This window comes from Streptomyces sp. YGL11-2 (assembly GCF_050054615.1).
Classification (GTDB): Bacteria; Actinomycetota; Actinomycetes; order Streptomycetales; family Streptomycetaceae; genus Streptomyces.
In genome coordinates, this window is record NZ_JBNHIN010000010.1 from 167220 (window position 1) to 178378 (window position 11159).

Annotated in this window: 9 protein-coding genes and 2 pseudogenes; 3 read left to right on the top strand and 8 right to left on the bottom strand. The window is 73.2% G+C overall.

From position 1 onward, the window contains the following. Nucleotides 1–48: 48 nt before the first annotated feature. Complete coding sequence (locus ACO1BR_RS14320; protein ID WP_426795437.1) at nucleotides 49–1119, top strand: DUF3533 domain-containing protein; 1071 nt, start codon at nucleotides 49–51, stop codon at nucleotides 1117–1119. A gap of 118 nt (nucleotides 1120–1237) precedes the next feature. Here ACO1BR_RS14320 and ACO1BR_RS14325 read toward each other — a convergent pair whose 3' ends face one another. Next, entirely contained in the window at nucleotides 1238–2008 is a 771-nt protein-coding gene (locus ACO1BR_RS14325) for an SDR family NAD(P)-dependent oxidoreductase (RefSeq protein WP_426795438.1), read from the bottom strand. A 122-nt stretch (nucleotides 2009–2130) separates the two neighbouring features. Here ACO1BR_RS14325 and ACO1BR_RS14330 point away from each other — a divergent pair, with 122 nt between their 5' ends. Further along, nucleotides 2131–2790 carry a TetR/AcrR family transcriptional regulator gene (locus ACO1BR_RS14330; RefSeq protein ID WP_426795439.1) on the top strand — a complete coding sequence of 220 codons (660 nt, stop codon included), beginning with the start codon at nucleotides 2131–2133 and terminating at the stop codon, nucleotides 2788–2790. Between the two features lie 311 nt (nucleotides 2791–3101). Next, a complete protein-coding gene (locus ACO1BR_RS14335) occupies nucleotides 3102–3539 on the top strand; it encodes an SSI family serine proteinase inhibitor (RefSeq protein ID WP_426795440.1) in 438 nt (145 codons plus the stop codon). Between the two features lie 83 nt (nucleotides 3540–3622). On the opposite strand, the gene ACO1BR_RS14340 is transcribed toward ACO1BR_RS14335, so the two are convergent. The 7 genes and pseudogenes from ACO1BR_RS14340 to ACO1BR_RS14370 all read right to left on the bottom strand — a co-directional run bounded on the left by ACO1BR_RS14340 (nucleotide 3623) and on the right by ACO1BR_RS14370 (nucleotide 10943). After that, nucleotides 3623–4669: a S1 family peptidase gene (locus ACO1BR_RS14340; RefSeq protein ID WP_426795499.1), complete on the bottom strand. Its 1047-nt coding sequence runs from the start codon at nucleotides 4667–4669 to the stop codon at nucleotides 3623–3625. A 435-nt stretch (nucleotides 4670–5104) separates the two neighbouring features. Beyond that, nucleotides 5105–6070 (bottom strand): slipin family protein, encoded by a 966-nt coding sequence (locus tag ACO1BR_RS14345; protein WP_426795441.1) that lies wholly within the window; start codon nucleotides 6068–6070, stop codon nucleotides 5105–5107. Between the two features lie 160 nt (nucleotides 6071–6230). Continuing rightward, nucleotides 6231–6772 (bottom strand): annotated as a pseudogene (locus ACO1BR_RS14350) (ABC transporter substrate-binding protein); the annotation flags it as partial. A 119-nt stretch (nucleotides 6773–6891) separates the two neighbouring features. After that, entirely contained in the window at nucleotides 6892–7644 is a 753-nt protein-coding gene (locus ACO1BR_RS14355; RefSeq protein ID WP_426795500.1) for an amino acid ABC transporter ATP-binding protein, read from the bottom strand. Between the two features lie 5 nt (nucleotides 7645–7649). Beyond that, nucleotides 7650–8118, bottom strand: a pseudogene (locus ACO1BR_RS14360) (amino acid ABC transporter permease); the annotation flags it as partial. 57 nt (nucleotides 8119–8175) lie between these two features. Beyond that, nucleotides 8176–10080 (bottom strand): FAD/NAD(P)-binding protein, encoded by a 1905-nt coding sequence (locus ACO1BR_RS14365; protein ID WP_426795442.1) that lies wholly within the window; start codon nucleotides 10078–10080, stop codon nucleotides 8176–8178. Then, nucleotides 10077–10943, bottom strand: a complete 867-nt coding sequence (locus ACO1BR_RS14370) for an amino acid ABC transporter permease (RefSeq protein WP_426795443.1) — start codon at nucleotides 10941–10943, stop codon at nucleotides 10077–10079. The genes ACO1BR_RS14365 and ACO1BR_RS14370 overlap by 4 nt, the downstream gene beginning before the upstream one ends. Nucleotides 10944–11159: the final 216 nt, after the last annotated feature.

Consider the following 11159-nt stretch of genomic DNA (forward strand, 5'->3'; position numbering starts at 1 on the left):
GCCATAAAGCCCGGAAAACAGGGCCGGAATCCCGGAACGGAGCGGCGCATGGCCACGACCGACGGCGGCACCCGGATCACCTTCCTGGAGGAGGTGAAGAGCGCGGTGACGCCCCGGGCGGCGCTGCTGGTGATCGGTGTGCTGGGCCTGATGGTCGCGTTCATCACGTCGTACACCGGCGCCTTCCACCACCCGAAGCCGGACCGGGTGCCGCTCGCGGTGGTCGCGCCCGGCCCGGCCGGCGGGCAGCTGGTGCGCCAGCTGGACCGGCTGCCCGGCGCACCGCTGGACCCCCGCCCGGCCGCCTCCGAACAGGCCGCGCGGCGCCGGATCGACGACCGGACGATCGACGCCGCGCTGATCGTCGATCCACACGGCCGCACCGACCGGCTGCTGGTCGCCGGCGGCGGCGGGGCCTCGCTCTCCCAGGCCGTCGAGGCGGTCGTGGTCAAGGCGGAGCTGGCCCGGCAGCGGGCCGTCCGCACGGAGGACGTGGCGCCGGCCGCCGCGGGCGACAGCCGCAGCCTGTCGTCGTTCTACCTGGCCGTGGGCTGGTGCGTGGGCGGCTATCTGTGCGCCGCGATCCTGGCGGTCAGCGCCGGGGCCCGCCCGACCAACGGGCAGCGGGCCGTCATCCGGCTGGCCGCGCTGGCGCTGTACGCGATCGCCGCCGGACTGGCCGGGGCGATCGTGGTCGGCCCGGTCCTCGGCGCGCTGCCCGGCAGCCTCTTCGGACTGTGGGGGCTGGGCGCGCTGGTCGTCTTCGCGGTGGGGGCCACGACGCTGGCGTTCCAGGGGCTGCTGGGCGTCATCGGTATCGGCCTGGCGATCCTGGTGATCGTGGTGTTCGGCAACCCGAGCGCGGGCGGCGCCTATCCGTATCCGCTGCTGCCGCCGTTCTGGCACGCGATCGGGCCCGCGCTGCCGCCGGGCGCCGGCACCTGGGCGGCGCGCTCCCTCGCGTACTTCAACGGCCGGGCGCTGACCGGACCGCTGCTGGTGCTCGCCGCCTGGGCGGTGGGCGGGACCCTGGCCACCCTCGCCCTCGCGACGCTCCGCGGAACGGACGGCGAGCGGGCGGACGGCGAGCCGGGGAGCGGGGAGCGACTGCCTGCGTAACCGGGAGCGAACGGTCCGCGGACGGACCCGGCGCCCCGCGCCTGCCGCGCCCCTCCCGACGCGGCACGCACGGGGCTCCGCATCCCGCAACACCCCCTGACCACAGGGGCGTTGGGCGTCACATGTGCGTACCGCCGTCGATCCGGATCTCCGTGCCGGTGATGAACGCGCCGTCCTCCGAGGCGAGCATCGCGATGACGCCGGCGACGGTCTCCGGGCCCGCGAAGCCCTGCCCGATGGCCGGGGCGAGCTTCATGAACAGGCTCATGTCGGCGTCCTCGGGCAGCCCCGGGCCGCGCCCGGTGGTCATGTTGCTGGCGATGGAGCCCGGCGCCACGCACACGGCGCGCAGCCCCTGCTTGCCGTACTCGCTCGCGATGGCGTGCGTCATGGACTGGATGCCGCCCTTGCTCGCCGCGTACGCCGACATGTACGGGTGCGCGAACGAGGCGGAGGTGGAGCTGAAGTTGACGATCACCGGCGCCACGCCCGCCAGGAGGGCGGGCAGCGACTCGCGGATCATCAGGAAGGTGCCGGTCAGGTTGACCGAGATGATCTTGTTGAAGAAGTCCAGGCTGGTCTCGTGGGTGTGCGAGGAGCGCAGGATGCCGGCCGCGTTGACCAGGACGTCGAGCCCGCCGAGGCGCTCCACCGCGGCGGCGACGCCGGAGCGGACCGCGGCCTCGTCGGATATGTCGAGCGCGGCGGTCTCCAGGCGCCCGGCGGCGCCGTCCGCGGTGGCGCGTTCGGCGGTGGCCGCAAGGCCCGCGGTGTCGACGTCCACCGCCACGACCCGGCCGCCCTCGGCGAGGATCCGGTGGACGGTGGCCTGCCCGATGCCCGAGCCGGCTCCGGTGATCAGTACGCGGCGTCCGTCAAAGCGGTTCATGGTGCTGCTCCGTTCTCGAAGGCCCCTTCGCTGGGGTACGTCCGCACCGTACGCGCACTTGGCACGTTGTGCCAGATTCACATGTCATGCCGTTCTGTCACCGCGCTCCGTAAGCTGGCCCCATGCCCACCGCACCCCACCCCGAGCCGCGCCCCCGCCCCTCCCTCACGGAGCGACGCAAGGCCGAGACCCAGCTGGAGATCGCCCGCACCGCGGCGGCCCTGTTCGCGGAGCGCGGCCCCGGGGTCACCGCCGACGAGATCGCCCGCGCCTCGGGCGTCGCGCTGCGCACCTTCTACCGCTACTTCCGCACCAAGGAGGACGCGGTGGCGCCGCTGCTCGCCGTCGGCGTGCGGCAGTGGATCGACGACCTGGCCGCGATGACCGCCGGACCGGACGCGCCGCCCGTCCGCGAGGCACTGGAAGCGGCCGCCCGCCGGGCCCTCACCCCGGCCGGCGAACCGGCCGCCGAGGCGCTGCGCTGGACCCGCGGGCTGCTGCGGGCAATGCCCGGCGACCCCGGGCTGCGCGCGGTCTGGCACCGCGTCCACCACGACTCCGAGGAGGCACTGCGGCCGGTCCTCGCGCGGCTGACCGGCGCGGACCCCCTGGCGGTACGGCTGGCCGCCGCTGCCGCCAACACCGCGATGCGGGTCGCGGTCGAGGAGTGGGCCGCGGGCGAGGAGCGGCCCGACGGCCCGCACGGGCCCGGCGAACTGGTCGTCCGCGGGATGCGCGCGCTGACCGCGGGACTGCCGGAGCTGAACAAGTGTCACAAGTAGCCGGGCGCTTCACAACTGGCCCAGACCTTCGGCCAATCGCCGGAGATCGAATACCTCCCGAACGACCGGTCGGTGGCCGGATTCCCCCCTCCCTGACCCACCCGCACACCCGGCAGGGACACCAGCCCGGCCGCATCCGCACTGGCAGCACCCCGCCGCCCCCGCACCCCACCTCCAACACCCCGGCCTGATCGCGCCATTACCCTCAGCTTTCACCTAACGACCGAAAGTGAACGCCCCGCGTGCGTTTGAGATGCGGTTGGGCCAGACTCCCGTCCGGTATCTGAAACCTACGAGCAAAGGAGCTCGTTATGCGGTACATCACTGGTGCGATTGCGCTCGGCGCGGCGCTGGTCCTGGGGTCGCTCGCCACCACCGCACAGGCCGCCGCCGCACCGGTGCAGCCCGCGCGGACCGGCGGACTGTACGCCCAGAGCGAGTTGGTGCTGACGGTCGGCCAGGGCGACAGCCGCGAGACCGCCACGGCACTGCGCGCGGCGACCCTCAGCTGTATGCCGGGCGCGTCCGGCTCCCACCCGTACGCACGGGCTGCCTGCACCCAACTGCGCACGGCGTCCGGCGACTTCACCGAGGTGACGGCGACCGAGAGCGGCCGGATATGCCCCCAGATCTGGGACCCCGTCGTGGTCACCGCGGACGGCGTCTGGCAGGGCCGCCGCCTCTCGTACACGCACGTCTTCCCCAACGCCTGTGAGATGGCGGACCACGGCTCGGTCTTCGAGTTCTGACCGACCGCCCCGCGCCATCCATGACACAGGCCCCCGGACGACGCAACCGTCCGGGGGCCTGTGCTTCATCGTACGTGCGGGGGTCAGCCGATCTTGGTGCCGGTGGCCTGGAGGGCCGCCGGAACGGGCTGGAAGAAGGTCTCGCCGCCGTTGGTGCAGTCGCCGCTGCCGCCGGAGGTGAGGCCGAGCGCCTTCTCGCCGTCGAAGAGGGCGCCGCCGCTGTCACCGGGCTCGGCGCAGACATCGGTCTGGATCAGACCGTCGACCGTGCCTTCCTGGTAGTTGACGCTGGCGTTCAGCGCCTTGACGGTGCCGTCGTGGACCTGGGTGGTGCTGCCGCTGCGCTTCACCTTCTCGCCGACGGTGGCGTCCGCCGCCCCTGTGATCTTCTGGGTGCTGCCGTTGTAGAGGTCGACCTCGCTGGGGTGGTCGATGCTGGCGGCGCTGCCGGCGTACTTGGCGATCGAGTAGTCGTTGCCCGGGAACTTGGACGTCTCGGTGCTCGCGATCGTCTGGCCGCCCTGCTGGTCGGACCAGTCCTGGACGGCGTTGCCGCAATGGCCCGCGGTCAGGATGTACGGCTGGCCGTCCTTGGTCACGTTGAAGCCGAGCGAGCAGCGGGCGCTGCTGCCCCAGATCGCGTCACCACCGGCGATGAGGGGCTTGAACTCCCCCTTGGTCTGGCGGAGTTCGACCTTGTCGCCGAGGCCCTTGGCGACCTTGGTGAGCTGGGCCAGCTTGGCGCCCTTGACCGTGCGGTCGGCGGTCACCACGACCTTGTTGCTCTTCGGGTCCACGCCCCAGGCGGTGCCGGGGATCGTGGCCCTGGCCTTCAGCGTCTGCCGGGCCGAGTCGAGCTGGGCGAGCGAGTACTTGACGAGTCTGGCCTCCGCGCCCTTGGCCCGTACGGTCTTGGCCGCGGCCTGGTCGACGACGTTGACGACCAGCTTCTGGGCCTGGGCGTCGTAATACGCGCCGGCCGCGCCGGTCTTGAGCTGGGACGCCAGGGTGGTCGCCGCGGCCGGGGTGAGCTTGGCCACCGTGGGGGTGGGGGCCGGGGCGGCGTTGGCGTTGGCGAGGGTGACGGTCGCGGTGGTGGCGAGGGCGAGCGCGCCCGCGCCGGCCAGCATCGCGCGGCGGTTGGGTATGCGTCGGTGCTTCAACTCAGAGCCTCCCGTGGGGGGATGGGCCCGGACTGAGGGGAGCGCACGGGCCCGAGAGTGGGGAATCGGAGCACAGACGGCTCGGCCCCGCAACGGCACCTCGGGGAGTCGCGTCCATGCCAACGTGCGGAGCCGAGTATTCCCACCCGCCACACTCGTGCACAAGACCGAGTTCCGGTCTTGGGTACGGGAGTTCACCTTTTCGTCACACGACACTCACACCGATATCCGCACGCGCCGATCCCGAGTGCGGACATCAGAGGGCGTGCCGGGCCGCCGGCGGCGCGGGAAGTGTGAGGGTTGCCAATGTCCGGAAAACGACGGCGCGCAGCGCGCCAAATCGCCGTACGCGCGCCCCCTACGAGGACGGGTACGTACGGCGATCAGCGGGGGCGGCGGGGCCTACGACAGTTTCTCGGCCTCCGGGAGGTCCTCCAGCAGGGGCAGTTCACCGTCGGCGGCGCCGTTCTCCACCGGAGCCGGAGCCGGGGACGGGGACGGAGCCGTAGCCGGGGACGGGGCCATAGCCGGAGTCTCAGGCGCGGCCGGACCCGTCGCGCGCGCCCGTTCGGTCTCCGCCTCCGCCTGGGCGGTCTGCGCCTGGGCCTGGAGCCCGGAGCGCTCCAGGAACCGCAGCAGCTCCACGGGGAACGGCAGGACCAGGGTGGAGTTCTTCTCGGCGGCTACCGCCACCACGGTCTGCAGCAGCCGCAGTTGCAGCGCCGCGGGCTGGTCGGACATCGCCGCGGCGGCCTCGGCCAGCTTCTTGGACGCCTGGAGTTCGGCGTCCGCGTTGATCACGCGGGCCCGCCGGTCCCGGGTCGCCTCCGCCTGGCGGGCCATCGAGCGCTTCATCGTCTCCGGCAGTGAGACGTCCTTGATCTCGACCCGGTCGACGCTCACGCCCCAGCCGATGGCCGGGCTGTCCATCATCAGCTCCAGGCCCTGGTTGAGCTTCTCCCTGTTCGACAGCAGGTCGTCCAGTTCGCTCTTGCCGATGATCGAGCGCAGCGAGGTCTGCGCCATTTGCGAGACCGCGAAGCGGTAGTCCTCGACCCGGACGACCGCGTCGGCGGCGTCCACGACCTTGAAGTAGACCACCGCGTCGACCCGGACCGTGACGTTGTCGCGGGTGATGCCTTCCTGGGCGGGCACCGGCATCGTGACGATCTGCATGTTGACCTTACGCATCCGGTCGATGCCGGGGATGATCATGTTGAAGCCCGGTTCGCGCACCTCGCTGGTCAGCCGCCCCAGGCGGAGCACCACGCCGCGCTCGTACTGCTTGACCACCCGCGCCGCCGCCATCAGATACACCGCGCCCGCGGAGGCCAGCGCCACCCCGGCCGCGACCAGTTCTTCGACCATCACGGCTCCCTGAAGTGTGCCGTTGCGTCGCCCGAGTCGCTTTTGTCTCCCATGGTAGGCCCGGCCCGGGAGGCGGTCGAGGCTCGCGGCGGGCCCGCGGCCGGGCCGCCGCCCGCCGGCATACGGGGCCCGGTCCGCGCGTCAGCTGGTCAGGAGACGGTCACACCGTGCGCACCGAGCGCGGCGGGTGCGGGGCGCGGGGTCGGTCGGCGGTCCCGGGCAGGTCGGGCGGATTGACGCGCGAGGTCGCGACGGCCTCGCCGGACAGCCCCCAGCGGGCCAGGCCCTTGGCATGGCGGCCGTCGAGGATGACCTTCCGGAGCGCGGCGGCGTACGCCTCCACCAGGCCGCTGTCCTTCCTCGTGGTGGCGGCGATCTCCCCCTGGACGGTGGCGCCGCCGCCCGAGAAGGTCCCGTGATCTCCGTCTGCCCGGTGGCCACGTGGTGGGCGACGGACGGGTCGGGGCCGAAGTAGCCGTCGGCACGGCCCGATTGGAGTGCCAGGTAGACGTCCGACGGCTTCGGGAAGTACGTGATGTCGACCGGCTCGCGGCCGGCCTTCTCGTCCTGCCTGCTCCGGTCGACCAGGATCGTCTCCTGGTTGGTGCCGGAGCCGACCGCGACGGTCCGCCCCGCGACGTCCCGGGCGCCGCGGACCTTCCAGCCGCTGCCCTTCCTGGCCTCCATCGCCGGCTTGTCGAGCCCGGTGGGTGGCGAGGACGGCGGCGAGCGTGCGGTGGATCGACGCAGGTCTCCTCGTGGGCGGGGTGGGGTGGGGTGGGGTGGGCGGGTGCCGGGGTCAGGGTCAGGGGTCGTCGGGGTCACAGGACCTTGGAGAGGAAGGCTCTGGTGCGCTCGTGGCGCGGGCGGTCCAGGACCTCCCCGGGCGGGCCCTGTTCGACGATCCGCCCGCCGTCCATGAAGACGACGGTGTCGGCGACCTCGCGGGCGAAGCCGATCTCGTGGGTGACGACGATCATCGTGGTGCCCCGGCCCGCCAAGTCCTTGATGACGTCGAGGACTTCACCGACCAGCTCCGGGTCGAGAGCGGAGGTCGGCTCGTCGAAGAGCAGCAGATCGGGCTCCAGGGCGAGCGCCCGGGCGATGGCGACCCTCTGCTGCTGGCCGCCGGAGAGCTGCCCGGGGTAGGCGCCGGCCTTGTCGGCGAGCCCGACCCGGTCGAGCAGCCGCTCGGCGGTGCGCACCGCCGACGCCTTCGGTCGGCGCAGCGCGGAGACCGGCGCCTCGGTGATGTTCTCCAGCGCCGTCAGATGCGGGAAGAGGTGGAAGTCCTGGAAGACGAAGCCGATCCGGGTGCGCTGCTTGAGGATGTCGCGCTCCCGCAGCTCGTACAGCCGGTCGCCGGAGCGCCGGTAGCCGATCAGCGCGCCGTTGACGCTGATCCAGCCGCTGTCGACCTTCTCCAGGTGGTTGATGGTGCGCAGCAGGGTGGACTTGCCGGAGCCCGACGGACCCAGGACGACGGCGACTTCGCCGGTACGGACCTGGAGGTCCACCCCCTTCAGCACGTCGAGCGAGCCGAAGCTCTTGTGGACGGAGCGGACCTCGACCATGGCGTTCACCGCGCGGCTCCCTTGGTGTAGTGGCGTTCGACGTAGTGCTGGAGGACGGAGGGCACGGTGGTGAGCAGGATGTACCAAGCGGTGGCCGCCATCAAGCAGGGGCACCGCCCGGCCGTTCCGTCCGTAGATGACCTGGACCTGGTAGCAGAGTTCGCCGATCGCCCTCACGGAGACGATCGAGGTGCCCTTGCAGAGCGAGATCGCCTCGTTGCCGGCGTTCGGCAGGATCGAGCGCATCGCCTGCGGCAGCACGATCCGGCGCAGCCGGGGGATGCCGAGGGCGGCCGCCGCCTCCACCTGCCCGCCGTCCACCGCCAGCACCCCGGCGCGGACGATCTCGGCGGCGTACGCGGCCTGGTGCAGCGCCGGCCCGAGCACCCCCGCGCCCATCGCGCCGACCAGCCCCATGGTGTCGAGGTGGAAGACGCCGGGGCCGAAAGGGATCCCGAAGTCCAGCCGCTGGTACGCAGCTGGACGACCTGCGGGGCGGGCGTCCCGGCGAGGGCGGAGCCGGCGGGCGGATCACTGGTCAGCGGCATGGGGGGCCTCGGGGGTGAGTGCGGGGACGGGTACCGGCGGGGCGGTGCGGTCCCGGAGGAAGGTGAGCAGGGCGCGCGCGCTCGCGTCGTTCTGCCGGAAGGCGGGCGCGTTGGTGCGGGGGCGGGTGAAGGCCCCGCCGGCCCGCGCGTCGGTGTGCGGGCCGAGGGCGAAGCGGCGCGGATGCGGGCGGCCGGCCCGGTCCAGGATGCGGCCGTCGGCGGGGTCGACGGCCAGCAGGCCGGCGGGCGTCGCCACCGCGCCCTCGGCGTACAGGGCGTGCAGCAGCCGGTCCCGGGTGTGCGCGACGGTCGGCTCCGGCAGCCGTGCCTCCACCAGTGCGCGTGCCGCGACCGACTCCCCGGGCACGCTCGCGCCGGTGGCGCGGAACACCCCGTGGGTCTCATCGGCGGCGACGGTGAGGCCGGCGCCCAGGAAGCGCACCAGCCCGGCCCGGGAGAGCGCGAGCAGCTGCCGCAGCCGCGGTCCCGGCGGACCGGAGGCGAGATAGCTGAAGAAGCCGTGCCACCAGGGGCCGCGGTCGCCTATCCGGACCAGCTGCCCGTAGACCGACAGCAGCGCGAGGAAGACCGCCAGGTCGGGGCTGTGCGCGGGGTCGTGGCGGCGGGCGAGGTCGGCCTCGATGTAGCCGCGCAGCCCTTCCTGGAGGGCCGCGCCGTCCGCGTAGCGCACCCCGTCCAGCGGGTGGTCCAGCGCGTCCAGGTCGAGCCGGTCGGCCGGGTCCGGGACCGCGGCGGCGACCAGGGCCCGGAGTGCGGCGCTGCCCGGGTCGGCGGCGGCGTACTTCTCCTCGAAGTCCGGCCGGTGCATCCGGGTGCGTTCGGGGTGCGCGGTGAACAGCCGGTGGTAGTGGGCGAAGCCCAGCTCCTTGTCGATCAGCGGCCAGACGTCGCGCCGGAAGTCCGGGCCGCCGGGCCGGGCCAGCAGCTCGTCGACCTGCCGCGGCCCGAAGAACCGGGGCAGCGGCGGCCGTTCGCCGGACAGCCGGTAGCCGATCTTGGAGTGGTAGGGCACCCCGCGCCGCGATCCCACGTACAGGACCGGCTCGCGGCCCGAAGGCCGGTACGTCAACTTCCCGTCGGCGCCCGTGGTGTACGTGCCGCCGCGCCCCTCGGTCAGCAGCACCATCAGGTCGACGAAGGCCAGCCCGAAGCCGCGCACCAGCACCGGCTCGCCCGGCCGCAGCGCGCTCAGATCGCTGTCGGCGGTGAACGCCGGCGGCAGGTACGTCAGCCCGTGCCGGTCCGCGAAGCCGCTCAACTCCCGCTGCTCCTCGGAGAGTTCCGACTCCAGATGGCCGAGCGCCAGGACGACCAGGTCGGCCCGCAGCGGGGTGGGGCGGCCCGCCAGCCACACCTGCTGGCGCCCGTCGCGCGGCCCGGAGATCCGCAGCGCGGTGCGCCGGTGCTCGTGCACGGCGACCCGCGGCGGCAGCGCGGCCACCGCCTCCTCGTACACCCAGCGCAGATAGGCGCTCTGGAGCCGCCGCCCGGCGAAGTCCTGCGGCCCCAGCGCCGCGACGCCGCCGGCCACGTCCGGCGCGACCGGGATCTCGCCGGCCCGCACCGCCCGCGCCCACTCGGCGAGCGAGGGGCCGGGCCGCACCGGCCCCGCCAACTCGACGCTCTCGTCGGTGAACATGGTGACGTCCTCGGACAGGGAGTTCATCCACAGCAGCGGGGACTGGTCACGGCGCCAGATCCGGCCGCCGCCGGGCGGATGCGGATCGACCAGGTGCAGGTCGAGCGGCGTATCGCCGTACAGCTCGGGGGCGTTGGCGGCGATCCGTTCCAGGATCCCGGTGCCCCGCGGGCCGGCGCCCACGATCACCACCGACGGCCGTACGGCGCCGCGCGTGGCCGGCCTCACCGGGCACCGGCCGTACCGCGGGCGTAGTGCCGCTCGACGTAGTGCTGGCCGACGCCGAGGACGGAGGTGACGAGGACGTACCAGAGGGTCGCCACCAGCAGCAGCGGGACGACCTGGTAGGTCCGGTGGTAGACCAACTGGACGGAGTAGAGCAGGTCCTGGACCGCGATGACGCTGACGATCGAGGTGCCCTTCAGCGTGCCGATGAGCATGTTCCCGGCCGGCGGCACGATCGACCGCATCGCCTGCGGCAGCACGATCCGGCGCAGCCGCCGCCAGGGCCCGAGCCCCAGCGACTGCGCGGCCTCCAGCTGCCCCTTGTCGACGGACAGCACGCCGCCGCGGACGACCTCGGCGGCGTACGCGGCCTCGTGCAGGGTGAGCCCGATGACGGCGACGGTGACCGGGCCGAGCAGGTCGACCGTGCGGACGCCGAGGACGACCGGGTACAGCGCACCGATGTTGAACCAGAACAGCAGCTGCACCAGGATCGGCATCGACCGGAACAGCCAGACGTAGCCCCGGGCGACGCCGCGCAGCACGGGGTTGCCGGACAGCCGCAGCACCGCGAGCAGGGTGCCCAGCGCGAAGCCGAGCACCATCACCGCGGCGGTCAGCCAGAGGGTGAGCCCCAGACCGCGCAGCACCGCGCCGGTCAGGAAGTAGTCGGCGACCACGCCCCATTGGAAGGCGGGGTTGCGGACCACGGACGTGACGGCCAGGGCCGCGACGGCGAGGACGAGGACGGCCGCCGCCCACTGGCCGGTGCGGCGCCGCGGCACGATGCGCGGTACGGCACCGTCCGGTGCGCCGGGCGGGGCCGCGGGGGGTACGGCGGGGGCGTCGAGGGTGTCGGAAGACATGCGAAGGCTCCGTGGACGCTGTCGATCACGGGAGTCGCACGCCTTCACACGGGCGGAACGGGCCGCGCCCCTCAGCACGACCGGTCCTTGAGGCTATGGGGTGAACACGGCCCGCTGTCAAGGGTGGTTGGCCCGCCGTCCGCGCGGTGAGCGATGGATCACTTGGCGGTTGACGCGGAAACGGATGCCTGTTCCACTTGGTCCCATGCGTCCATG